At 64.8% G+C, this 22,476-nt stretch carries 23 protein-coding genes; 13 read left to right on the top strand and 10 right to left on the bottom strand.

All coding sequences use genetic code 11. The annotated features are described in order from the left end of the window. Nucleotides 1-208: 208 nt before the first annotated feature. From rpsI to IVB23_RS38685, 3 genes are all read right to left on the bottom strand, one after another. Nucleotides 209-688: a 30S ribosomal protein S9 gene (gene rpsI, locus IVB23_RS38695; RefSeq protein WP_028178828.1), complete on the bottom strand. Its 480-nt coding sequence runs from the start codon at nucleotides 686-688 to the stop codon at nucleotides 209-211. Between the two features lies 1 nt (nucleotide 689). Next, on the bottom strand, nucleotides 690-1,154 hold the full coding sequence (gene rplM, locus IVB23_RS38690; RefSeq protein ID WP_018642440.1) for a 50S ribosomal protein L13: 465 nt from the start codon (nucleotides 1,152-1,154) through the stop codon (nucleotides 690-692). 155 nt (nucleotides 1,155-1,309) lie between these two features. Then, the gene (locus IVB23_RS38685; protein ID WP_061877809.1) at nucleotides 1,310-1,738 is read right to left on the bottom strand and encodes a PaaI family thioesterase; all 429 of its coding nucleotides are present in this window, start codon (nucleotides 1,736-1,738) and stop codon (nucleotides 1,310-1,312) included. Between the two features lie 86 nt (nucleotides 1,739-1,824). Here IVB23_RS38685 and IVB23_RS38680 point away from each other — a divergent pair, with 86 nt between their 5' ends. The 4 genes from IVB23_RS38680 to IVB23_RS38665 all read left to right on the top strand — a co-directional run bounded on the left by IVB23_RS38680 (nucleotide 1,825) and on the right by IVB23_RS38665 (nucleotide 5,344). Next, nucleotides 1,825-2,649: an enoyl-CoA hydratase gene (locus IVB23_RS38680; protein ID WP_061877808.1), complete on the top strand. Its 825-nt coding sequence runs from the start codon at nucleotides 1,825-1,827 to the stop codon at nucleotides 2,647-2,649. Nucleotides 2,650-2,791: 142 nt separating this feature from the next. Continuing rightward, nucleotides 2,792-3,376, top strand: a complete 585-nt coding sequence (locus IVB23_RS38675; protein ID WP_197966807.1) for a CoA-binding protein — start codon at nucleotides 2,792-2,794, stop codon at nucleotides 3,374-3,376. A gap of 138 nt (nucleotides 3,377-3,514) precedes the next feature. Next, nucleotides 3,515-4,795, top strand: a complete 1,281-nt coding sequence (locus IVB23_RS38670) for an O-acetylhomoserine aminocarboxypropyltransferase (RefSeq protein WP_247802079.1) — start codon at nucleotides 3,515-3,517, stop codon at nucleotides 4,793-4,795. 201 nt (nucleotides 4,796-4,996) lie between these two features. After that, nucleotides 4,997-5,344 carry a hypothetical protein gene (locus IVB23_RS38665; RefSeq protein WP_247802078.1) on the top strand — a complete coding sequence of 116 codons (348 nt, stop codon included), beginning with the start codon at nucleotides 4,997-4,999 and terminating at the stop codon, nucleotides 5,342-5,344. A 7-nt stretch (nucleotides 5,345-5,351) separates the two neighbouring features. Here the strand turns inward: IVB23_RS38665 and IVB23_RS38660 are convergent, their stop codons facing one another. After that, nucleotides 5,352-6,434, bottom strand: coding sequence for a COX15/CtaA family protein (locus IVB23_RS38660; protein ID WP_247802077.1), 1,083 nt, complete (start codon nucleotides 6,432-6,434; stop codon nucleotides 5,352-5,354). Between the two features lie 93 nt (nucleotides 6,435-6,527). On the opposite strand from IVB23_RS38660, the gene IVB23_RS38655 reads away from it, so the two are divergent. Next, nucleotides 6,528-6,749, top strand: coding sequence for a DUF2842 domain-containing protein (locus IVB23_RS38655; protein WP_061877803.1), 222 nt, complete (start codon nucleotides 6,528-6,530; stop codon nucleotides 6,747-6,749). Here the strand turns inward: IVB23_RS38655 and IVB23_RS38650 are convergent. After that, entirely contained in the window at nucleotides 6,746-7,792 is a 1,047-nt protein-coding gene (locus tag IVB23_RS38650) for a polysaccharide deacetylase family protein (protein ID WP_247802076.1), read from the bottom strand. The genes IVB23_RS38655 and IVB23_RS38650 overlap by 4 nt on opposite strands. 129 nt (nucleotides 7,793-7,921) lie before the next feature. Here IVB23_RS38650 and IVB23_RS38645 point away from each other — a divergent pair, with 129 nt between their 5' ends. Continuing rightward, nucleotides 7,922-9,103 (top strand): GNAT family N-acetyltransferase, encoded by a 1,182-nt coding sequence (locus IVB23_RS38645; protein WP_247802075.1) that lies wholly within the window; start codon nucleotides 7,922-7,924, stop codon nucleotides 9,101-9,103. Between the two features lie 248 nt (nucleotides 9,104-9,351). Here IVB23_RS38645 and IVB23_RS38640 read toward each other — a convergent pair whose 3' ends face one another. After that, a complete protein-coding gene (locus IVB23_RS38640; RefSeq protein ID WP_247802074.1) occupies nucleotides 9,352-11,637 on the bottom strand; it encodes an exopolysaccharide transport family protein in 2,286 nt (761 codons plus the stop codon). A gap of 200 nt (nucleotides 11,638-11,837) precedes the next feature. Here IVB23_RS38640 and IVB23_RS38635 point away from each other — a divergent pair, with 200 nt between their 5' ends. The 3 genes from IVB23_RS38635 (at nucleotide 11,838) to IVB23_RS38625 (ending at nucleotide 16,063) form a co-directional block, all read left to right on the top strand. Continuing rightward, entirely contained in the window at nucleotides 11,838-12,971 is a 1,134-nt protein-coding gene (locus IVB23_RS38635) for a glycosyltransferase family 4 protein (RefSeq protein WP_247802073.1), read from the top strand. 118 nt (nucleotides 12,972-13,089) lie between these two features. Continuing rightward, entirely contained in the window at nucleotides 13,090-14,640 is a 1,551-nt protein-coding gene (locus tag IVB23_RS38630; protein WP_247802072.1) for an undecaprenyl-phosphate glucose phosphotransferase, read from the top strand. A gap of 166 nt (nucleotides 14,641-14,806) precedes the next feature. Next, a complete protein-coding gene (locus IVB23_RS38625) occupies nucleotides 14,807-16,063 on the top strand; it encodes an O-antigen ligase family protein (protein WP_247805031.1) in 1,257 nt (418 codons plus the stop codon). Nucleotides 16,064-16,163: 100 nt separating this feature from the next. Here the strand turns inward: IVB23_RS38625 and IVB23_RS38620 are convergent, their stop codons facing one another. Beyond that, a complete protein-coding gene (locus IVB23_RS38620; protein WP_247802071.1) occupies nucleotides 16,164-16,637 on the bottom strand; it encodes a MarR family winged helix-turn-helix transcriptional regulator in 474 nt (157 codons plus the stop codon). Nucleotides 16,638-16,978: 341 nt separating this feature from the next. Here IVB23_RS38620 and IVB23_RS38615 point away from each other — a divergent pair, with 341 nt between their 5' ends. Further along, entirely contained in the window at nucleotides 16,979-17,419 is a 441-nt protein-coding gene (locus tag IVB23_RS38615) for a hypothetical protein (protein ID WP_247802070.1), read from the top strand. Nucleotides 17,420-17,432: 13 nt separating this feature from the next. Here IVB23_RS38615 and IVB23_RS38610 read toward each other — a convergent pair whose 3' ends face one another. The 3 genes from IVB23_RS38610 to IVB23_RS38600 are packed head-to-tail and all read right to left on the bottom strand — an operon-like array spanning nucleotide 17,433 to nucleotide 20,228. Then, the gene (locus IVB23_RS38610) at nucleotides 17,433-18,611 is read right to left on the bottom strand and encodes a saccharopine dehydrogenase NADP-binding domain-containing protein (protein WP_247802069.1); all 1,179 of its coding nucleotides are present in this window, start codon (nucleotides 18,609-18,611) and stop codon (nucleotides 17,433-17,435) included. 9 nt (nucleotides 18,612-18,620) lie between these two features. Continuing rightward, entirely contained in the window at nucleotides 18,621-19,403 is a 783-nt protein-coding gene (locus IVB23_RS38605; RefSeq protein WP_247802068.1) for a DUF169 domain-containing protein, read from the bottom strand. 57 nt (nucleotides 19,404-19,460) lie between these two features. Then, nucleotides 19,461-20,228, bottom strand: coding sequence for a YdcF family protein (locus tag IVB23_RS38600; protein ID WP_246515483.1), 768 nt, complete (start codon nucleotides 20,226-20,228; stop codon nucleotides 19,461-19,463). A gap of 168 nt (nucleotides 20,229-20,396) precedes the next feature. Between IVB23_RS38600 and IVB23_RS38595 the strand changes: the two genes are divergently transcribed. From IVB23_RS38595 to IVB23_RS38585, 3 genes are all read left to right on the top strand, one after another. Beyond that, complete coding sequence (locus IVB23_RS38595; RefSeq protein ID WP_061877792.1) at nucleotides 20,397-21,338, top strand: acetamidase/formamidase family protein; 942 nt, start codon at nucleotides 20,397-20,399, stop codon at nucleotides 21,336-21,338. Between the two features lie 200 nt (nucleotides 21,339-21,538). After that, on the top strand, nucleotides 21,539-21,736 hold the full coding sequence (locus IVB23_RS38590) for a hypothetical protein (protein WP_024341172.1): 198 nt from the start codon (nucleotides 21,539-21,541) through the stop codon (nucleotides 21,734-21,736). A 74-nt stretch (nucleotides 21,737-21,810) separates the two neighbouring features. Continuing rightward, the gene (locus tag IVB23_RS38585; RefSeq protein ID WP_061877857.1) at nucleotides 21,811-22,302 is read left to right on the top strand and encodes a GcrA family cell cycle regulator; all 492 of its coding nucleotides are present in this window, start codon (nucleotides 21,811-21,813) and stop codon (nucleotides 22,300-22,302) included. Nucleotides 22,303-22,476 lie beyond the last annotated feature (174 nt).

Raw genomic sequence — 22,476 nt, 5'->3', positions numbered from 1 at the left:
CAGTTACGCGATCGGAACATCCGATTTGCGCGCCCTTCCGAAAGGCGACGCTAGGTCCGGCGAGTTCCATTCAGGTTTTCGCGGATCCCTAAGTTTTCGGGAAACACGCCATCAATTTGCATACAAACGAACAGCAAAAAGGGCGCTGAAATCAGCGCCCTTTTGCATCTCATTGAAGCCGCTTTCGCGGCGAATGCGACAAAAGCGATTAACGCTTCGAGAACTGGAAGGAGCGGCGGGCCTTGGCCTTGCCGTACTTCTTGCGTTCGACCACGCGCGAGTCGCGGGTGAGGAAGCCGCCCTTCTTGAGCACGCCGCGCAGCTCCGGCTCGAAATAGGTGAGCGCCTTGGAGATGCCGTGACGGACCGCGCCGGCCTGGCCGGACAGGCCGCCGCCGGCGACGGTGCAGATCACGTCGTACTGGCCCGAACGCTGCGCCACCGAGAACGGCTGCTCGATCATCATGCGCAGCACGGGACGGGCGAAATAGACCTCGACCTCGCGCGAGTTGACGGTGACCTTGCCGGCGCCCGGCTTGATCCAGACGCGGGCGACCGCGTCCTTGCGCTTGCCGGTGGCATAGGCGCGGTTGAACTTGTCGACCTTCTTCTCGTGCTTGGGCGCCTCGGGCGCTGCCGCCGTCTTGAGCTGCGAGAGCTGGTCGAGCGACTGGATGGATTCGGCCATGTTATGCGGCCCTCGTGTTCTTGCGGTTCAACTTGGCGATATCGATCTTCTCGGGCTGCTGCGCCTCGTGCGGATGATCGGCCCCGCCGTAGACGCGAAGGTTGCCCATCTGCACGCGGCCGAGCGGACCACGCGGGATCATGCGCTCGACGGCCTTCTCGAGCACGCGCTCGGGATGACGGCCCTCGAGGATCTGGCGCGCGGTGCGCTCCTTGACGTGGCCGACATAGCCGGTGTGCTTGTAGTAGGTCTTCTGCTCGCGCTTGCGACCGGTGAGGACCGCATGCTGCGCGTTGATGATGATGACGTTGTCGCCGCAATCGACGTGCGGGGTGTAGGTCGGGAGGTGCTTGCCGCGGAGCCGCATGGCGACGATGGTGGCGAGACGGCCGACGACCAGACCCTTGGCGTCGATCAGCACCCACTTCTTCGTCACCTCGGCCGGCTTTGCCGAAAAGGTTTTCATGTCAGAATTTCCGTGAGGGAGACATCGGCGCGAACACCGCACCGGACTGCGCGGTTTCTAGAGAAGAGACGCGCAACGGTCAATGCCCAAGGACGGAAATTACATTCGTAAAATCAGTCACTTACAAATATGGTGCCATATTACCTGCAAAAACATCAAACATTTGGAATGGAATAGGTGGAGGTGACATGGGCAATCGGGTCGGGTGAGGTTCCCGACAGCAGGTTCACCTCCCCGACCGCGAGGCGCTTGCCGAGCTTGAGCAGCCGCGCCTCCGCCAGCACGTCCTGCCCGGGTTGGCCCTTGCGCAGGAAATTGATGTTGAGATTGGTGGTGACCGCGAGCCCGATCGGCCCGATCGCCGACAAAAGCACCACGTACATCGCGAAATCGGCCAGCGCCATCAGCGTCGGGCCGGACACGGTTCCACCCGGCCGCAGCATCCGTTCGCTGTAGCGCTGGCGCAGGAGGCAGGTCTGGCCGTCCGCGCTCTCGATCGTGATGTCGTCACCGCTGAAGGCCTGGGGAAATTCATCACGGAGGAACAGCTCAAGCTCCGCCACGCTCATCCTCGCTACCGCCATGCCGTTCCCCACCCTCGCTTCGCTTGCTTTGTTACATTAAGTTATCTGTGTCATCCAATTGCAATCATTTAGCGGAAATCGCGTCAATGTCCGTCCAGGCCGCCCGCACCCCCTCCCCGCAACCACAGATCCTGCTGCGCGAGACGATCGGCAGCATCGCGGTCCTGACGCTCAACCGCCCGGCCGCGCGCAACAGCCTGTCGGAGGCGATGATCGCGGGCCTGCATGCCGAGCTCAATGATATCAGCAGCGACAAGGCCGTCCGCGGCGTGGTGATCGCGGCCCACGGCCCCGCCTTCTCCGCCGGCCACGACATGAAGGAACTCACCGCGCGCCGCGCCGATCCGGATCGCGGCCGCGCCTTCTTCGCCGAGATGATGAACGCCTGTAGTGCGATGATGCAGGCGATCGTGCACCTGCCGAAGCCGGTGGTCGCCGCTGTCCAGGGCATCGCGACCGCGGCCGGCTGCCAGCTCGTTGCGAGCTGCGATCTCGCGATCGCCTCCGAGGCAGCGAGCTTTGCGACGCCCGGCGTCGACATCGGCCTGTTCTGTTCGACGCCGATGGTGGCGCTGTCGCGCAACGTCCCGCGCAAGCAGGCGATGGAGATGCTGCTGACGGGCGAGCCGATTCCGGCCGCGCGTGCCCGCGAGATCGGGCTCGTCAATCGCGTCGTTCCCGCCGGCACCGAGCGCGACGCCGCGATTGCATTGGCGCAGAAGGTCGCGTTGAAATCCGCCTACACGATCAAGCTCGGCAAGGAGGCATTCTACCGCCAGGCCGAGATGAGCCTTGCAGACGCCTATCGCTATGCGGCAGAGGTGATGACCGAGAACATGATGGCGCGCGACGCCGAGGAAGGCATCGGCGCCTTCATCGAGAAGCGCACGCCGACATGGCGGGATGAGTGAAATCGTCATTGCGAGCCAACGGGTCCGCGCGAAGTGCGGCCCGATGACAGGCTCCGCGAAGCAATCCAGAATTCCCTCCTCTGCGACAGACTGGATTGCTTCGTCGCTTCGCTCCTCGCAATGACAAGGAAAAAGACGAGCCATGAACCACGACGCCTATCCCGACAACTATATCCGCGGCATCCTCAACAGCGTGAAATCGATCGCGATGGTCGGCGCCTCGCCGGTCAACGTGCGGCCTAGCTATTTCGCGTTCAAATATCTGGCACAGCGTGGTTACGACATGATCCCGATCAACCCCGGCCATGTCGGCAAGGAGCTGCTCGGAAAGCCGTTCGTCGCCTCGCTCTCCGATCTCGGGCGTCCCGTCGACATGATCGACATCTTTCGCAACTCCAGCCACATCATGCCTGTCATCGAAGAGGCGCTCACGCTCGATCCGCTGCCGAAGGTGATCTGGATGCAACTCGGCGCGCGCGACGATGCCGCGGCGGCAAAGGCGGAGTCGGTCGGCATCAAGGTGGTCATGAACCGCTGCCCGAAGATCGAGTATGGCCGACTGTCGTCCGAAATCTCCTGGATGGGCGTGAATTCGCGCACGCTCAGTTCGAAGCGGGCGCCGGTACCGACGCAGGGCATGCGGCTATCCCTCAATCGGACGAGTGTCGGCGGCGGCGATACCGCAGCATCGGATCGCGCCGCGAAAAACAAGAGCGAACAGAGCTGACGCACTTGCGAAGGATTTCTTTCGCGAACGCGACAATGCGCAGCACGATCATTCCGATGTGAAGCCGCGCCTTGACGGCGAGCGCGGCGCCGATCAGCATGCCGCGCGATTTCAGACAACGAGAAACAGGACGCCCAAATGAGCGATCGCCTTCCGGGATTTTCGACTCTTGCCGTGCATGCCGGTGCGCAGCCCGACCCCACCACCGGTGCGCGCGCAACGCCGATCTATCAGACGACGTCCTTCGTCTTCAACGACGCCGACCATGCCGCCTCGCTGTTCGGGCTGCAGGCGTTCGGCAACATCTATACCCGCATCGGTAACCCGACCAATGCCGTGCTCGAAGAGCGCGTCGCCGCGCTTGAAGGCGGCACGGCCGCGCTTGCAGTGGCCTCGGGCCATGCCGCGCAGGTCGTGGTGTTGCAGCAATTGCTGCAGCCCGGCGACGAGTTCATCGCCGCGCGAAAGCTCTATGGCGGCTCGATCAACCAGTTCACGCACGCCTTCAAGAGTTTCGGCTGGAACGTGGTGTGGGCCGATCCCGACGACATCGCGAGCTTCGAGCGCGCGGTGACGCCGCGCACGAAAGCCATCTTCATTGAGTCCATCGCCAATCCCGCCGGCAGCATTACCGACATCGAGGCGATCTCGACGGTCGCACGCAAGGCGGGTGTGCCGCTGATCGTCGACAACACGCTGGCCTCGCCCTATTTGATCCGCCCGATCGACCACGGCGCCGACATCGTCGTGCACTCGCTGACGAAATTCCTGGGCGGCCACGGCAATTCGCTCGGCGGCATCATCGTCGATGCCGGCACCTTCGACTGGTCCACGGGCGGCAAATACCCCATGCTGTCGGAGCCGCGGCCGGAATATCACGGCATCCGCCTGCAGGAGACCTTCGGCAATTTCGCCTTCGCGATCGCCTGCCGCGTGCTCGGCCTGCGCGACCTCGGACCGGCACTGTCGCCCTTCAACGCATTCATGATCCTCACCGGAATCGAGACGCTGCCGCTGCGCATGCAGAAACACTGCGACAACGCCAAGGCGGTTGCCGAATTTCTCGCCGGCCATCCGGCGGTGGCTTCGGTCAGCTATGCCGGCCTTCCGAGCGACAAGTACAACCAGCTCGCCCGCAAATATGCGCCGAAGGGCGCCGGCGCGGTGTTCACCTTCAGCTTGAAGGGCGGCTATGACGCCGGTGTCAGCCTGGTGTCGAAACTGCAGCTGTTCTCGCACCTGGCCAATGTCGGCGACACCCGCTCGCTGGTGATCCATCCGGCCTCGACCACGCACAGCCAGCTCGACGACGCCGCCAAGGTGAAGTCCGGCGCCGGCCCCGACGTGGTGCGGCTCTCGGTCGGCATCGAAGACAAGGAAGACCTGATCGCGGATCTGGAACAGGCGCTGGGGGCTTGAACTTGGGGTCGTTCCGGGGCGGTGCAAAGCACCGAACCCGGAACCTCGAGATTCTCAGGTGCGCAATTGCGCACCATAGTTCGGTGCTTCGCATCGCCCCGGAATGACGGCGGCCGTCTTGGCCGCCGTCAGTTAACAGTCATTAACCACATCTGCCCCATACATCGTCTTTGGATCGCCCCTTTTGATTCGGAGCCGACGATGCTGCGCTGGATGGTGCCTGCCCTTGCGGCGATGCTGACGGTTTCAGGCGCGCTGGCCGCCGATCTGCCGGCGACGCCGAAGCGGCGCGGCGCCGTGCCGCCGCCGCAGGATCCGCCGCAGGTCTATGTCGAAACCGATCCGGATGCGCTGATCTCGCCGGCCTATGGCATCGGCAGCTACATCCGCAACCTGCCGGGCACGCCGCTGCTGCCGGGCTCACACGCGCTGCCGGGCTATTACGGCCGCCCCTGGAGCTACGATTATCAGGGCGCGTATTACGGCGGGAAGCAGGTCGATTATTTCTGGCGCCTGCCCTACGCGTGCGGCGTCTACGGCTATTGCTGATCTCCGATCAGCCGGGCTGACTGACCGGAACCGCGCGCGGCTGGGCCTGCGCTGATTGCCGCGGCGCCAGCCGTTCGACCTGCATCACCGCAAGCGTCAACACCACGATCGCGACCGCCTGGTGGGCGAGCGCGAGATCGATCGGCACCTGGTTGAGCAGCGTGAGGATGCCGAGCACCGCCTGCAGGCTCACCGCTGCAAGCAGCCACAGCGCGCCGCTCGCCGCCGACCCTGCGCGCGAGCGCACCGCATCGATTGCGTGCAGCGCCGCCAGGACGAACAGCAGGTAGGCGGTCATGCGGTGCTCGAACTGCACCGTCAGCACGTTGTCGAACATGTTGCGCCACCACGGCGTCTCGAACCACAACCGCTCCGCCGACGGGATGAACGCGCCGTCGATCTGCGGCCAGGTGTTGTAGGCGCGCCCGGCGCGCAGGCCCGCGACCAGCGCGCCGAAATAAATCTGCACGAAGGTCACGGCGAGAAGCAGCGCGCTCGTGAGCCGAAGCCGTGCCGGCGCCGAGATCTGCGGCCGCTCCTTGAGCCGCCGCACCGTCCAGACGATCCCGGCGAAGATCAGAAGCGCCAGCACCAGATGTGTCGCCAGCCGGTATTGCGAGACCTCGACCCGCCCGGTCAGGCCCGAGGCGACCATCCACCAGCCGACCGCACCCTGCAGACCGCCGAGCGCGAACAGCAGCCACAGCCGCCGCTTCAACTCGCCTGACAGGCCGCCGCGCCAGAGGAAGAACAGGAACGGCAAGAGATAAGCGAAACCGATGAAACGCCCGAGCAGCCGGTGGCTCCACTCCCACCAGAAGATCTCCTTGAACTCGGACAGGCTCATCCCGGCGTTGAGCTCGCGGTATTGCGGGATCTTCTTGTAGGCCTCGAATGCTTCGGTCCACTGCGCCTCCGAGAGCGGCGGAACACTGCCCGTGACCGGCTTCCATTCGACGATCGAGAGGCCGGATTCCGTCAGCCGCGTCGCGCCACCGACCAGCACCATCAGTGCGATCAGCGCGGCCACTGCGATCAGCCACCAACGCACGGCGCGATGCGGTTCGGACGGGGTGGACATCGTCGTCATCAGGAGCAAAAACCAGGCTTGAACCGGACTGCGTGCCCCTTATAGTCCCCCGCTCCCGCAGCGCAAGTTACGCCAAGACCGCGACATTCCGCCATGACGATCCGCACCCGCAAGTTCCTCGGCGCCATCCTGCTCCTGGTGCTGGCCACGGTCTGGTCCCTGCTCGGCATGGCGGCCGCGCAGATGCCGTGGATCGCCGAGTCCGGCTGGCGACAGGCGATCTACTATGTCGTGGTCGGCATGGGCTGGGTGCTGCCCGCGATGCCGATCGTCAGCTGGATGCAGCGGCCCGACCGCGTCAAGTCCACGCGTTAGGTCTGGGCCATCACGCTGCCGGTCGGTTTCACCGGCGCAAAGGCGACACCCGACGCCAGCACGCGCATCATCCGCAGCGAGCGCACTCGTCCGTCCCAGGAAATCCGCGGCAGCGCGCGCAGATTGGTGCGCCCCTCTGCGTCCACGATACCCGGGATCGTCGAGACTGCGCTGGCAAATCCGGCCTCCTCCGCCATCACGACGTGGCTGCGCCGAAACGAAGAGCGATAGCCGAACGGGAAAGCGAAATGCCTGATCTCGCGGCCAAAAGCCGCTTCCGCGACGGCCTTGCCCATCGTCATCTCGCGCAGCGCGCCGGCATCCTTCATGTTGGCGAGAACGGGATAGTTGACGGTGGCGCTGCCGATCGTGACGAGCGGATCGGCGGCCAGCTGTGCCAGGTCCTCCCAATCCATCGACGCCTCGCGCGAGACCGCGGCGAGATCGATCCTGTAGCGCGTGCAGAGATCGGCAATCGCGGCCGACAGCTCCGCGGGCGGCAACGAGCGCAGCCAGCTCTCGAGATACGAAAACAGTGCCTGCTTCTCGGCATTGCCGGTGACGGTGAAACGCTGCTCCCGGTCGCCCACCATCAAGCTGATCCGGCTCTCGCGCGCGATCACCTGCTCGAGACCGAGCCACCAGGCTTCTCCGACGCCGTCGGGAAAGGCGGTGGGCACATAGATTGTGAAGGGCACGGCATGGCGCGTCAGCACCGGATAGGCGAAGTTGATGAAATCCTTGGGTGCGCCATCGAAGGTCAGCGCCACGAAACGACGCTTCTCCGGCAGCGTCACCGCGCGCCGGCAGACCTCGTCCATGCCAAGGAAATCGTACCTCCACCGCTTCAGCGCGCGAATCGCGCGGTCAAGAAATTGCGGCGTGATCTCGTTGGCGCGCAGCGGCTGAAATCCGCGCCGCCGCGGCCGCACATGCGCAAAGCGCAGGATGACGCCGGCACCGCGACTGTGCAGCATGGCCCGGCCAGTGAACCAGGCCAGTTCAAGGCGCAGCCGTTCCAGCCATCTGTCGTCGGATGCCAAGTTCCCGCCCTTCGCGCTCGCCGGCGCCCGTTCCCCTCTCCCATCGTCATTACCCTTTGTTGACCTTTGTTTGCAAAGGTCGGCCACAGGCCGAAATACGTATTCTGGATTTCTCGACAGGTTTCGCGAATGACCATGGCTGCGGCGATGCAAAGCCGGACGGCAGAAGCGCCAGCGCGGTCGAAAGCGAGCCGTATCGCGCAGGTCGATATCGTCACCGATCTCGCCGAGGTTGAGGCGATCTGGCGTGCCTTCGAGGCGAACGGCCATCTCTTCACGCCCTACCAACGCTTCGACCTGCTCAGCCCGTGGCAACGCCTCGTGGGCGCCCATGAAGGCGCCCGGCCGTTCATCGTGATCGCCCGCGACGCCGAGCGCCACCCGCTGCTGCTGCTGCCGCTCTCGCAACGCCAAAGCCACGGCGTGCGCACGGCCTGCTTCATGGGCGGCAAGCATACGACCTTCAACATGGCCCTGTGGAATGCCGAGTTCGCGGCACAGGTCGCCATCGCCGATCTCGATGCACTGCTTGCGCCGCTGCGAGACCATCTCGACGTGCTCGTGCTGACGCAGCAGCCGCAGAGCTGGCATGACCAGCAGAACCCGTTTGCGCTACTGCCGCGACAGAGCGCGATCAACGGCTGTCCGCGGCTGGTGATGGAGCCCGGCGGCCCGCCGGCATCGCGGATCAGCAATTCGCTCCGCCGCCGCCTCAAGAGCAAGGAAAAGAAGCTTCAGTCGCTCGCCGGCTACCGCTATCACCAGGCAACGTCGGACGCGGACATCACCCGGCTGCTCGACTGGTTCTTCCGCGTCAAGCCGGTACGGATGGCGGAACAGAAGCTCCCGAACGTCTTCGCCGAGCCCGGCGTCGAACAGTTCGTCCGCAGCGCCTGCCTTGCGCCGCGCAGCGAAGGCCGCGTCATCGACATCCACGCGCTGGAATGCGACGAGGAGGTGATCGCGATCTTCGCCGGCGTCGCCGACGGCGAGCGCTTCTCGATGATGTTCAACACCTACACGATGTCCGAGCACGCCCGCTACAGCCCCGGCCTGATCCTGATGCGCTACATCATCGATCGCTGTGCCGAATTCGGCTACCGATCGCTCGACCTCGGCATCGGCTCGGATGAGTACAAGCGAATGTTCTGCAAGGACGACGAGGAGATCTTCGACAGCTTCGTGCCCCTGTCCTCCCGCGGCAAGCTCGCGGCGATGGCCATGTCCTCGCTCAGCCACGGCAAGCGGCTGGTGAAGCAGAACCAGATGCTGTTCGACATGGCCCGACGGCTGCGGCAGGCGTTCGGGTAGGTATTGCCATTTACATGACTGCTGCCCTGCCCTTCTCCCCTTGTGGAGAAGGTGGCATAGGCGGCCTTCGGCCGCCGTCTACTAGGGACGCCGATGCTTCGCATCGGCTATGGCGCCGGATGAGGGGTGTCTATCCGCGCGCTCGATGAACAGATGGACTCTCGGAGAGAGACCCCTCACCCGTCTCGCCGCTCCGCGGCGAGCCACCCTCTCCCACAAGGGGCCCACAAGGGGAGAGGGAAAAAGATCTACGCCGCAACGACGCGCGGCGCTTCGACCGCACCCGAAGCCTGCACCGGCTTGCTTAGCATCGTCACCTCGCTGAAGCCGACCGCCCTCAGCTGATCGCACATCAACGTGCGGGCATCAGCGGCCATCAACGCATCGGGCACCACGACGGCGCGGGCATGCGCCGTCAGCAGTTCGGCCGGAAGATCGGAGGCGCTGCCGGCATCGATCAGCACGTGGTCATAGGCGCGCAGCAGCGCGTCGATCGCGAGCGCCACGCGCGGCGATTGCAGCAGGCTGCGGTCGAATCCAGGACGGCCGGCCATGACCAGATGCAGCCGCGAGAGCTTGTCGCGGGTGATGATTTGGGTGAACGAGGCCTCGCCCTGCATCAATTCGGCAAGGCCCGGAGCCGACGCGTCGACGGACACCGCGGCAATGATCGGCGAGGCTGCGGCGAGATCGACGACGACGACGCGGGCATCGCGCGCCAGGTGCCGGGCGAGCGTCAAGGTCGACAGCGTGATGGCTGCGCCGGGCGCGGTGCCGAGCACCGTGACCTTCTTCGCCGCCGCGCCCGCGGCACGCAGGCGGTCGGCGAGATGTTCGATCTCGGCGAACTCCGTCACACCGGCATCGGCCGTGATCTCCGGCTGAAGCGGCGCCGGCTCTTCTGTGACGGGTTCGACGACCGGCTGCACCACCAATTCTTGCCGACCCAGCGCCGGCTCCCGCCGAACCGCCGCCGGCGTGAACATGGCTGCCGCGCGCGGCGAGGTCTGGCGCAAGAGTTCACCGGTGACGACGACACCGGACGACAGCAGCAGCGTCGCGATGGTCGCGATCAGCACGATCGGCAGCTTCTTCGGATAGGCCGGCGTGTTCGAAACGATGGCGCGCGAGATGATACGGCCGTCGGTCGGCGCGGTGTCGATGGTCTCGCGGGTGTTGGCTTCGCGATACTTGGCAAGGTAAGTCTCCAGCAGGTCGCGCTGCGCCTTGGCTTCGCGCTCCAGGGCGCGGAGCTGGACATCCTGGCCGTTGGTCGAGGCCGCCTGCTTCTTGAGCTGCTCGAGGCTCACGGTCAGGCCATCGACCCGGCCGCTGGCGATCCGCGCGTCGTTTTCGAGCGAGCGCGAGATCTTGGCCGCTTCGTCGCGGATTTGATTATCGAGGTCGCCAAGCTGCGCCTTCAGCTCCTTGATCCGCGGATGATTGCCGAGCAACGTGGATGACTGTTCGGCGAGCTGCGCGCGCAGGGTCACCCTCTGCTCCGACAGCCGGCGCATCAATTCGGAGTTCACGACCTCGGATGCCTCGATCGGCTTGCCGGTCTGGAGCATCTCCTTGATCAGCCGGGCCTTGGATTCCGCATCCGCCTTCATCGAGCGCGCATTGTTGAGCTGGGTGTTCACCTCGCCCATCTGCTGGTTCGACAGCGTGGTGTTGTTGGTTCCGACGAACAGGCTCGACTTGGAACGGAAGTCCTCGACCCTCGCCTCGGCGTCCGAGACCTTCTTGCGCAGGCTCTCGATCTCGCCGGCCAGCCACTGGCTGGCGTTCTTGGCCTGCTCCTGGCGCACGCTCTGCTGGAGCACGAGATAGCCGTCGGCGATCGAATTGGCGACGCGGGCGGCAAGCTCGGGATCGGCGGACTGGAATTCGATCACGATCACGCGCGACTTGTCGACCGCGTAGGCCTGGAGGCGTTCGTAATAGGCATCGAGCACGCGCTCTTCCGGCGTCATCGAGAACGGATCGCGGGCGATACCGATGAGCGCGGCAAGCGACTTCAGCGGCGAGATGCCTTGCAGCACCGGGTCGAATTCGGGGCGTTCCGCGAGCTTGTTCTTCCTGATGATCTCCCGCGCGAGATCGCGCGACAACACCAGCTGCACCTGGCTGGTGACGGCCTCGGCGTCGAGCGCCTGCCGCTCCTCGGTGCGGTCGCTGTTCGGGCGCAGGAACACGTTCTCGCGGCCGTCGATCAGGATGCGGGCTTCAGACTTGTAGCGCGGCGTGACGAGATTGACGACAGCAAGGGACGCAACGAGCGCCAGTACCGTCGGCACGATGATCCAGCTGCGCTTGCGCGCCAATGCCGCTCCAAGCGCGCGCAGGTCGATGTCGCCGGCTTCGACTTGTGCCTGCTTCGCGACGACGGGCGCAGGGCCCGCTTCAACCTCGGCCTCGATCTTAGGGCCGACCTTGGGCTCGACCTTGGGCGCAGGCTTGGGTCTGGACTTCGAGACTGCGCGCTCGATCACCGCCTTGGCCTTGCTGTCACGCCAGAACGCTAAACGCATCGAACACTCCCGCAGGGCAACGCTGCGACTCTACCTCAACCGGGGCGATTACACTCCATTAAGGTTGCCGCTGGGTTAATCGCGACGGACGGCGGCCGGCCACGCGCGCTCGTCACCGTTTGTTAACCACGAGGACCCTTAATCCCTCACGATAATTTCGTGAGAATTGTTCGGCAGTCGCCGTCGAGCTGGTTTCCATCATGTCCCCTTCTCCCGACCGGCCACTTCGCATCCTGCACGCCGTGCGTGCTCCGGTCGGGGGCATCTTCCGCCACATCCTCGACGTCGCCAACGGCCAGGTCGACCGCGGCCATCATGTCGGCATTCTCGCCGACAGCCTCACCGGCGGGGAGCGCGCCGACAAGGCGCTCGCCGAGCTCGCGCCTCGGCTGAAGCTCGGCGTGCACCGGCTCGCGATCCGCCGCGAGCCGTCGCCCGACGATGTCCTGGTATGGCTTCGCATGCGGCGCCTGATCGCCACGCTCAAGCCCGACGTGATGCACGGCCATGGCGCCAAGGCCGGCGCCTTCATCCGCATGCGGCGGCGCTCCGACGACACCATCCGCATCTACACCCCGCATGGCGGTTCGCTGCACTATCCCCTCAACACCCTCAAGGGCGAGTTCTACGCACGGCTCGAGCGCGCGCTGATGGATTCGACCGACCTGTTCCTGTTCGAGAGCGCATTTGCCCGCGACACCTATCAACGCATCGTCGGCACGCCCAAGGGCGTGGTGCGCTGCGTCTTCAATGGCGTCACCCCCGAGGAGTTCGAGCCTGTCGTAACGGCCGACGATGCCACCGACCTCGCCTATGTCGGCGAGTTCAGGCACATCAAGGGCGCGGATCTGCTGGTCGATGCCGTGGCGCAGCTGCATGCGGGCGGCAGGAAGGTCACGCTGACGCTCGGCGGCGACGGCGAGGAAACGGCGACGCTGAAAGCGCAGGTCGAGAGGCTGGGCCTCTCCGACGCCATCCGCTTCATCGGCCACGTCAAGCCGCGCTACGGCTTCTCCAAGGGGCGGCTGCTGGTCGTCCCCTCGCGCGGCGATTCCATGCCCTACGTCGTCATCGAGGCCGGTGCCGCCGGAATTCCGATGATCGCGTCCCGCATCGGCGGCATCCCCGAAATCTTCGGCTCCGACAGCCCCGCTTTGTTTGCACCGAGCAATCCCGAGGCCATGGCAGAGGCGATCGCCGCGGCGCTGGACGATCCGCAAACGACCGCACAGCGCGCGACGTCCTTGCGCGAGCGCATCTCGGCACATTTCTCGCAAGCCGCGATGGTTGAGGGCGTGCTCGCCGGCTATCGCGATGCATTTACCGAACACTAACCATTCTTAAGTCCCGCTTTAGAGAATCTTCCGATTTGTTCGATAGTCCAAGGTCCAGGGGATGCTCGCCCGGGCGCTCAACGCCGTGCCGCGGGCTTTGGAATGGACGTGGACGCCCGTGGAACCGCTCAACGCACGCTCGATGCTCGATGCCGCGACCAGTGCCGCGGCAAAACCTGCTGACCAGCCCTTCGTGGAGCGCCGTCGCCGGCTCTCGCCTGCCGCGCTCGACGTGGTCAACCAGAAGGTCGCCCGCGCCTATTCGCCGGTCGTGATTGCCGGATTCGTCCGTCTGGCCGACTTCGTGCTGCTGAGCCTCGTCGGCATTGCGCTCTATGTCGGCTATGTCATGCCGCTCTCCGGCGCCTTCAGCTGGATTTATCCCGCCGAGGTCGTCGCCGTCGCGGTCGCCGCCGTGGTCTGCTTCCAGGCCGCCGACATCTACCAGGTGCAGCTGTTCCGTGGTCAGCTCAGGCAGATGACGCGGATGATCTCGTCCTGGTCCTTCGTCTTCCTGCTGTTCATCGGCATCTCCTTTTTCGCCAAGTACGGCAGCGAAATCTCGCGGCTCTGGCTTGCCGCCTTCTACTTCCTCGGGCTAGCCGCGCTGATGGCTGAGCGTCTGGTGCTGCGCGCGCTGGTGCGTGGCTGGGCGCGCCAGGGCCGGCTCGACCGCCGGACCATCATCGTCGGCTCCGATAGCAACGGCGAGCAGTTGGTCGAGGCGTTGAAGGCGCAGGAAGACTCCGACATCCACGTGCTCGGCGTGTTCGACGACCGCAACGACAGCCGCGCGCTCGCCACCTGCGCCGGCGCGCGCAAGCTCGGCAAGGTCGACGACATCGTCGAGTTCGCCCGCCGCACCCGCGTCGACCTCGTACTTTTCGCGCTGCCGATCTCGGCGGAAACGCGCATCCTGGAGATGCTGAAGAAGCTCTGGGTGCTGCCGGTCGACATTCGCCTCTCCGCGCACAACAACAAGCTGCGCTTCCGTCCCCGCTCCTATTCCTATCTCGGCGAGGTGCCGACGCTGGACGTGTTCGAGGCGCCGATCACCGACTGGGACCTGGTGATGAAGTGGCTGTTCGACCGCCTCGTCGGCAGCCTCGCGCTGCTCGCAGCGCTGCCGGTGATGGGACTGGTGGCGCTGGCGGTGAAGCTCGACAGCCCCGGCCCGGTGCTGTTCCGCCAGAAGCGTTTCGGCTTCAACAACGAGCGCATCGATGTCTACAAATTCCGCTCGATGTACCACCATCAGGCCGATCCGACCGCTTCGAAGGTCGTGACCAAGAACGATCCGCGCGTCACCCGCATCGGCCGCTTCATCCGCAAGACCAGCCTCGACGAACTGCCGCAGCTCTTCAATGTGGTGTTCGCCGGCAACCTCTCGCTGGTCGGCCCGCGACCGCATGCGGTGCAGGGCAAGCTGCAGAGCCGTCTGTTCGACGAAGCCGTCGACGGCTATTTCGCCCGCCACCGCGTCAAGCCCGGCATTACCGGCTGGGCCCAGATCAACGGCTGGCGCGGCGAGATCGACAACGAAGAGAAGATCCAGAAGCGCGTCGAGTTCGATCTGTATTACATCGAGAACTGGTCGGTGCTGTTCGACCTCTACATCCTCCTGAAGACGCCGATCTCGCTGCTGACCAAGAACGAGAACGCGTATTGAGTTTCTTCGTCCTGCCCCGCCTTGTGCGCAATTGCGCACTGGGGCGGGGCATCCAGTACGCCGCAGCGCCAGCCGTTTTTCACGATAGGCGCCGCAGAGTACTGGATCGCCCGGTTAAGCCGGGCGATGACAGCCGTGTTTGTGGCGTACGGGTAGCGTGAGCGTAATGGCATATGCGGCGACAGCCGGTGAAGTGAACGTTGCCACACCGGCTGCCCCCGGCGTGCTGGCCCTGCAGCGCGCGCTGGTGTGGCTGGTCGGCGCCTCCGGCGCGATCGTCTTCATCGAGCCGAGCCCGTACGAGATCGCGACGCTGCTCGCGACCGTCACCTTCTTCGCCACCGGCCTGCGCCTGCGGCTCGCGCTGATGCCGCTCGTGCTGATGCTGGTCCTTCTCAATGTCGGCTATACGATCAGCGCGATCCCGCTGTTCGAGCAGTCCGCGGTGGTGACCTGGATCGCGACCTCCTGGTACATGGCGGTGACCGTGGTGTTCTTCGCGATGGTCATTTCGGAAGACACGGCGGCCCGGCTCGACATGCTCCGCCGCGGGCTCGTGGTCGGTGCGATGGTGGCCTCGCTGCTGGCGGTCGCCGGCTACTTCCACCTGGTTCCCGGCGGCAACGACCTCCTGACGCTCTACGGACGCGCGCGGGGCACGTTCAAGGACCCCAACGTGCTCGGCGCCTTCCTGATCCTGCCGGCGCTGTTCGCGCTTCAGAGCGTGGTCTCGGACAGGCTGGCCAAGGCGTTGCGCAACGTCATCGCCTTCAGCCTCATGTCGCTGGCGATCCTGCTCGCCTTCTCCCGCGCCGCCTGGGGCGGATTGGTGCTGACCTCGGCCTTCATGCTGGCGCTGATGGTGCTGACCAGCCACACCAATGCGCAGCGCTCGCGCATCATCGTCATGGCGATCGTCGCCGCAGTGCTGGGCCTCGCGCTGATCGCGGTGCTGCTGTCGTTCGATTCCACCGCCGAGATGTTCAAGCAGCGCGCGAGCTTCGATCAGAGCTATGACGAAGGCCGCTTCGGCCGGTTCGGCCGGCACATCCTCGGCGCGGAGATGGCGCTCGACCTGCCGTTCGGCATCGGCCCCCTGCAATTTCACCGCTACTTCCCCGAGGACACCCACAACTCCTACTTGAACGCCTTCATGTCCGGCGGCTGGCTTTCCGGCGTGTGCTATCCCGCGCTGGTCTTCACCACCGTCATCATGGGCTTCAGGCACATCTTCGTGCGGGTACCCTGGCAGCGCGCCTATCTCGCGGTCTTCTCCGCCTTCCTCGGCACCGTCGGCGAAAGCTTCGTGATCGACACCGACCACTGGCGGCACTTCTGGATGATGCTGGGCGCGATGTGGGGCATGATCGCGGCCGCGCAGGCCTACAAGATCAAGGCCGACGGCGAAGCGCCTTCAGCTTGAGATAGGGACGCTCTCTCGAGGCTGACAGCTTCTGGAGCGTCGCGGTTCGGCGCCGCATTGTCGTCCAGGATATTCAAATGGGCGCTGCGCAAAGGTCTGGTCAGGCATCTGCAATGCTCACTTCCTGTTCGAGCTTCTTGCGCAGCGCCTTGATGAGGCGGCCGGCGGTCTTGATCTCTTCAATCGGGAGACCTTGTACCAGCGAGTTGATCTTGGGGTCATACAGGCGGATGGCACCATCGTAGGTCTTCAGTCCCTTGTCGGTCATGACCACGAGATGGGCGCGGCGATGATGTGGATTGGGTTCAAAGGTGACGAGCCCTTCATGGGCCAGGTCATTGACGATACGCTGAACGTTCTGGCGGTTAGCGCCGAGGTCGCGGGCGAGCCAGGCGACCGGCTGCGCACGGTCCGCGCCAACGATCGCCCCCAGAATCTGCCAGCGGGCGCTGGTCAGTCCGAGTGGGGCGACCAAGCGATCGCCCCACGTCAAGGTCAGGTTATTGACCCTGAATAGGTCGAGAACGAGATCGGTCATGGCGTCACCCGCCGGAGATCGCTTGATAGCGCGCATAATGACTCCATAAATCTATATTGACATTATAATGTCAATTAGGCTATCGCTGGCGCCGACTTTCGACACCATGATGTCATATTGGACCAAACGCGAGAGTTTGTCATGCCCGTGATGCGCCACGCGATCCAGCCTACCCCACCGAATGCCGTTCTGAGGCCGCCGCTTCTCCGAGGGGCGGGCCCGATTTCTGCGTCGCACGAAGCGGTAGCAGCGGAAATCTTACGTCATGAAACGCGCCCCGCAGAGGGCCGGGTCACGTTCGCGGCGGTCGCATCGCGCCCACCAGTGTCGCCTCGGGGCTCGAACGATAACCATCATCCGGAGAAGGGAAACAGGCCGTGATCAAGATAATTCATCCCATTGCAGGCGGGACCGCGCTTCTCACGATCTCGACTTTCTGGCTCTCTACTGCGTTCAGCGAGCTCTTCGCGTCCCAATCCGCCATCACTGCCGTCAAGACTGCCATACCATGGGGCTTTCTCGTGCTGATCCCTGCGCTTGCGGCGACGGCCGGATCAGGCCTTGCGCTGTCACAGGGGCGGCGAGCCGGCCTGATCGGCGCGAAGATCAAGCGAATGCCGCTGATCGCGGCCAACGGCCTTCTCGTGCTTGTCCCCGCCGCTTTCTTTCTCGCACACAAGGCCAAGGCCGCCGAGCTCGATGCAGTCTTCTATGCGGTCCAGGCTCTTGAGCTTGTCGCTGGAGCTGCGAACATCACCCTGCTCCTGCTCAACGCGCGAGACGGCTTGAGAATGAAAGCCCGGTCCTGCAACAGGTGAGAAAGGCGACGGCTCACTTCTCCACCCTGAACGTCAACCCAGCGTGATCGACCAGCCGCTTGATCAGTCTGTGCTGCATCGCTGCGCCCGGCGTCCAGAAGCCGCCTGGAACATCGGTCGCATCACGCAGGAGGCAGATCGCGCATTCGGAGATCATCTTGGAGGTCGAGCCGTAGCCGGGATCGCGGTCGCCGGTGACACCGGCGCGGACCTGGCGCCCATCCGGTGCGATCGCGACATAGAGCAGATCGAACAAGCCGTTCTCGCGCTCCTCCTTCGACGGCCCTTCGCCCGGCTTCGGCGCGTTCGGGCCGGTCTTCCCGGCGTTGACCGCCATCACGCGCTTGGCGTTGGCCTCGCCCTTCTCGCCGGGACCGGTCAGGACCATCTCGTCGTAGACGAAGTCCTTGCCGTAGGGAAAGCCCATCAGCATGTTGGAGCGATGGACGTTGCGGGTGTTGATCAGCGCCATCATGAACGGCGCGGCCCAGGATTGCAGGTCCTCCTCGTAAGCCGCCCTGTTGCCTTTCGGCTGCTTCGGGCCGGTGAAATCAGGCGTCAGCGCAAAATGGTCGTTGAGAATGGCGACGAGGCTGAGGTCCTTGGCAACCGCATCGAAAGTCGCCTTCGCACTCGCCGCGGTGCCGCCTGACAGCGTGCCGCGCATGTCGCGCACGCGGCCCTTCACGCGCGCGGCCGGCGCGCCGAACACGCGCCTGGCCTCTTCCTGCACGAAGAACGTGCCGAGCTCGAACGGCACGGAGTCGTAGCCGCAGGAGAACACGATGCGCGCGCCGCTCACCTTGGCCGCCGCCTCGTACTTGTCGATCATCTGCCGCATCCAGACCGGCTCGCCGCAGAGATCAAAATAATCCGCCCCCGCAGCGACGCAGGCCGCGAGCAGGTCCTCGCCATAGAACTGATACGGCCCCACCGTCGTGATCACCGATCTCGTCTGAGCGACCATCGCCTTCAGCGACGCCGCATCCGACGCATCCGCCACGATCAGCGGCGTGTCCGCCGGCGCGCCGATCGCGTCGCGTACCGATTTCAGCTTGTCGAGGCTGCGGCCCGCCATCGCCCATTTCAGGGACTTGTCGTCCTTGTAGTGCGTCGTCAGATATTCGGCGACGAGCTGGCCGGTGAAGCCGGTCGCGCCGTAGACGACGATGTCGAATTTCGCAGAGCTCATGGTCGGCCTTTACTTCTTCGCATAACTCACGCCCATGCCGGCACGGACGTCGCTTTGAATGCCATAGGGCGGGATCGGATAGCGCAGGCCGTTCCTGGCCAGCGCCTTCATGCCTTCGACTGCCTTGGCGAGATGCGACGGCTTCAACGCCATCAGCATCTCCTCGTCCGGCACGCCGCCATAGCGCCGTTCAGCATAGCATGGCAAGGACAGGCTGGGCTCCCCGGTCTTGAGCGCCCGCCCCCAGGAATCCGCGCACGCGGTCTCGCCGACCACGCCCCATTCGAACTTCTTGTAGCCGGTATATTGCAGCCCGTTGATCAGGATGATCATCTGCCCCGGCGTCGCATAGACCAGGCAGATGTCGGGCGGATCGAGCCGGCCGCTCGCCAGCGGACTGACGGCGAGCGCCTGATATTGCCCGAACGGAACCACATCCAGCGCCGCCTGGCGCTTGCGCGCATCCTCTGCCGTACCGTGCCAGACCCCGACATAGTTTTCGCCGGCGAGCCATTTCTCGTCCTGCGGCGCAAGGCCGATCACCGCACGGCATTGCGCGCCGACGAGGTCGTCGGCGGTAATGCCGACGGTCCATCCGAGGCGCGCGGCCATGCTGACGATCTGATCGGTGGTGTGAATTGCGTTCGGACGCCGGATCTTCGGGATCGCCTCCATCTCCGCGGCCGTTGCGAACAGCCTCATGCCGATCACCGTCGTCTTCAGCCGCAGCAGGCTGTTGAGGTCGGCGACGAGGCCGGCAAGATCGATCCTCTCTGCGCTCTGCTCCTGCATGGCGGTCCTCCCGGCCGGCGATCGCGCGCCGTGTGTTGTTGTTTTGCGACCCTCGTTCTAGTCCTTGCCCGGTCCCGGAAGCAACTCGCCGGTCCGGCCCATCAGACGGTAGGCGACGAGGCCGATCCACTCGCGGACGGCGACTTCGGTTCGGCCCAGCCCGTCCGCTCCGACATTGGTGAAGGAAAACAGATCGTCTCGTCCCCCCATCCGCCAGTCCACGGGATAGGCCTCGACGTCAAATCCGGCCTTGCGGAAGATCCCCATCGAGCGCGGCATGTGGAAGGCCGACGTCACCAGGAGCCAGCGCTCGCCCGGCTTTGGCGATACCAATTTCTTGGTGAAGATCGCATTCTCCCAGGTGTTGCGGGAGTCGCGTTCGAGGATCAGGCGCTGCTTCGGTATGCCGAGATTCTCCAGGATCGGCGCAGAGTAGTCGGCCTCCTTCGCGTCGGTCGAAACCAGGTTCGCTGAGCCTCCGGTGAAGACGATACGCGCGTTCGGATAGCGCCGCGCGAGCTCGGCCGGCGCGAACAGACGATCGGCCGCGTGCGCGACGACCGGCGTGCGGTGCGCCGCCGACAGATCGGTGTCGACGGAGCCGCCGAGCACGATGATGCCGTCGGGCGCGCCGCGCGAGGCATCCCACGCCGGAAAGCGCGACTCCAGCGGATAGATCAGGAGATTGCCGAGCGGCGAGAACGCAGCGAGCCCCAGCACCACCAGCGTGATCACAGCAAGCCTGCGGCCGAGCGCGGCAAAGCGCGTCGCCATCAGCACGACGGACAGGATCCCGAGCTCGACCAGGAGATTGATCGGCAGCAGCGCGACGCCGAGGGTCTTGGAAAGAACAAAAAACAGGGGAGCCTCGCTGAAATCATCGTGCCTGTCTGTGCAGGGCTTGACCGGCCCCGCCATCTTCAGAAATCTTCTTGAAAGAGGATCGATCGTTGGGTCAAGCCCGCGGCCGATGAAACCAAGCGGACGCGGCAAATGACCCATCATCACCTGCATTCCAGCCCCGAAACCTGCCATTGGGGCTTCTTCGAAGCCGCGCTTCAGCCCGTCCTCACCATCGCCAGCGGCGACGAGGTGACGGTCGACACCATCAGCGGCGGACCGGACATGCTGCCCGACCGGGACAAATTTCACATTCCGCCCGAGATGCACGAGGTTCATGCGAAGAACGAGCGCATGCTGCCCGGCCACATCCTCACTGGTCCGATCGCGGTCGAGGGGGCCGAGCCCGGCGACGTGCTCGCGGTCGAGATCCTCGACGTCCAGCTCCGGCAGGATTGGGGCTGGAACATGATCAAGCCGCTGTCCGGGACCCTGCCCGACGATTTCCACGAGACGCGCATCCTCAACATCCCGCTCGACCGGTCGCGGATGACCGGCCGCATGCCGTGGGGCCTCGACCTTCCTCTCAAGCCGTTCTTCGGCGTGATGGGCGTTTCGCCGCCGCCGGCCTGGGGCCGCATCTCCTCGCTGATCCCGCGCGCGATGGGCGGCAATCTCGACAACAAGGAGCTCGGCGCCGGCGCGACGCTGTATCTGCCGGTGTTCGTTCCGGGCGCGATGTTCTCCTGCGGTGACGGCCATGGCGTGCAGGGCGACGGCGAGGTCTGCGTCACCGCGATCGAGACCGCGCTCCAGGGCCGCTTCCGCCTCACGCTGCGCAAGGACCTCAGGCTCGACTACCCCCGCGCCGAGACGGCGACGCACTACATGACCATGGCCATGGACCCCGACCTCGACCAGTGCGTGGTGCGCGCGCTGCGCGACATGATCGCGCTGCTCGGCGAGACGCGAAATCTGTCGCGCGAGGACGCCTACACGCTGTGCAGCCTGGCCGCCGATCTGAGGGTGACCCAGACCGTCAACGGCGCCAAGGGCATCCATTGCATGATCGAAAAGGCGATCGTGCACGGCTGAGCCCGCCGGGCCCTTCCCCGACCTGCCGACATCAAGCCGCCGCCCGGTCTTCCCCGCGGCGCGCCGCGGCGTGTTCGATTCCCAAGCGATTCCAACAAGGTGAGCGGCTGCCCCGGCGCTGATTTGACTTCCATCCCCGAACCTAAATAGAGTCTTAATCGTTACTTTTATGTACCCGAGTAAGAGGCTAGCGTTCGGCCATGGCCACCGAAAAAGCCGAGACTGACCGCATTCCCGTTACCTTGGCGCTCTCGACCATCGCCTATCTGGAGAAGCTGGTGAGACAGGGCACCCACGGCACCAGCGTTCCCGGCGTCGCACGGACATTGATCGAGGAAGGCATCCGTCTCGCCATCAAGGACGGGCTCTTGTCGATCCGCGACAATGGCAGGACGTGAGTGCGCGCAGGACGTGAGGCGGACGGATCTCGAGAGGGCGGATGGCCGACATCTGCAACCTGGGATCGTTACACATGCCTGTTCTCTCACCGACCACTTCGCCGACCTGGACCGACGAACGCATTGAACTGCTGAAGCGGCACTTCGAGGCCGGCCTCTCCTGCCGCGAGATCGCCGCCGACATCGGCGTCAGCCGCAACGCCGTGATCGGCAAGCTGTCCCGGCTGAATCTGACGCGCGGCCGGGCGGTCGACGACCGCAAGGACCAGGACAGGGGCTTTGCGCCGGCGCGCACGCGGAGGGCCGTGCCGCGGCTGCAATATGAGATGCTCGCCACGATCTATGGCGAGAGCGATGGCCCTGCGGCCGCGGGCCCCATCGATGAGGCCAATCGCTGCTCTCTGCTGGAGCTGTCCGCGAACCGCTGCCGATGGCCGATCTCGACGCCGGGCGAAGACGATTTCTGCTTCTGCGGCAACACGGCTCCCGACGGCCAGCCCTATTGCGCCGGTCACAGCCGCCTCGCCTACCGGCCGAACACGCGCGCTCGCGTGATGCGCGGCTGATGCCGCGCCGTGCTCCAGACAACAAAAAACCTCCGGCGGGGCATCACCGGAGGTTTCTGGAGGCTTAGCGTGAAGCTAAGAGCCGCAACTTTCGTATTTGGCTGATCGATATATAGCTTAGTAACTCAGGTAAGTAAATAAGTTTGAGGCGATCGGATCGCATGGCTCGTCTTC

The sequence above is a fragment of the Bradyrhizobium sp. 191 genome, from assembly GCF_023100985.1.
GTDB classification, from domain to species: Bacteria; Pseudomonadota; Alphaproteobacteria; order Rhizobiales; family Xanthobacteraceae; genus Bradyrhizobium; species Bradyrhizobium diversitatis.
The sequence above is the reverse complement of the archived record's forward strand: the minus strand, read 5'-3'. Positions and strand labels throughout refer to the sequence as shown.

Bases quoted from the DNA above. Each gene is read 5' to 3' on its own strand.
- rpsI (WP_028178828.1), bottom strand. From the start codon at position 688: ATGGCCGAATCCATCCAGTCGCTCGACCAGCTCTCGCAGCTCAAGACG.
- rplM (WP_018642440.1), bottom strand. From the start codon at position 1,154: ATGAAAACCTTTTCGGCAAAGCCGGCCGAGGTGACGAAGAAGTGGGTG.
- IVB23_RS38685 (WP_061877809.1), bottom strand. From the start codon at position 1,738: ATGGCGGTAGCGAGGATGAGCGTGGCGGAGCTTGAGCTGTTCCTCCGT.
- IVB23_RS38680 (WP_061877808.1), top strand. From the start codon at position 1,825: ATGTCCGTCCAGGCCGCCCGCACCCCCTCCCCGCAACCACAGATCCTG.
- IVB23_RS38675 (WP_197966807.1), top strand. From the start codon at position 2,792: ATGAACCACGACGCCTATCCCGACAACTATATCCGCGGCATCCTCAAC.
- IVB23_RS38670 (WP_247802079.1), top strand. From the start codon at position 3,515: ATGAGCGATCGCCTTCCGGGATTTTCGACTCTTGCCGTGCATGCCGGT.
- IVB23_RS38665 (WP_247802078.1), top strand. From the start codon at position 4,997: ATGCTGCGCTGGATGGTGCCTGCCCTTGCGGCGATGCTGACGGTTTCA.
- IVB23_RS38660 (WP_247802077.1), bottom strand. From the start codon at position 6,434: ATGACGACGATGTCCACCCCGTCCGAACCGCATCGCGCCGTGCGTTGG.
- IVB23_RS38655 (WP_061877803.1), top strand. From the start codon at position 6,528: ATGACGATCCGCACCCGCAAGTTCCTCGGCGCCATCCTGCTCCTGGTG.
- IVB23_RS38645 (WP_247802075.1), top strand. From the start codon at position 7,922: ATGACCATGGCTGCGGCGATGCAAAGCCGGACGGCAGAAGCGCCAGCG.
- IVB23_RS38640 (WP_247802074.1), bottom strand. From the start codon at position 11,637: ATGCGTTTAGCGTTCTGGCGTGACAGCAAGGCCAAGGCGGTGATCGAG.
- IVB23_RS38635 (WP_247802073.1), top strand. From the start codon at position 11,838: ATGTCCCCTTCTCCCGACCGGCCACTTCGCATCCTGCACGCCGTGCGT.
- IVB23_RS38625 (WP_247805031.1), top strand. From the start codon at position 14,807: ATGGCATATGCGGCGACAGCCGGTGAAGTGAACGTTGCCACACCGGCT.
- IVB23_RS38620 (WP_247802071.1), bottom strand. From the start codon at position 16,637: ATGCGCGCTATCAAGCGATCTCCGGCGGGTGACGCCATGACCGATCTC.
- IVB23_RS38610 (WP_247802069.1), bottom strand. From the start codon at position 18,611: ATGAGCTCTGCGAAATTCGACATCGTCGTCTACGGCGCGACCGGCTTC.
- IVB23_RS38605 (WP_247802068.1), bottom strand. From the start codon at position 19,403: ATGCAGGAGCAGAGCGCAGAGAGGATCGATCTTGCCGGCCTCGTCGCC.
- IVB23_RS38595 (WP_061877792.1), top strand. From the start codon at position 20,397: ATGACCCATCATCACCTGCATTCCAGCCCCGAAACCTGCCATTGGGGC.
- IVB23_RS38590 (WP_024341172.1), top strand. From the start codon at position 21,539: ATGGCCACCGAAAAAGCCGAGACTGACCGCATTCCCGTTACCTTGGCG.
- IVB23_RS38585 (WP_061877857.1), top strand. From the start codon at position 21,811: ATGCCTGTTCTCTCACCGACCACTTCGCCGACCTGGACCGACGAACGC.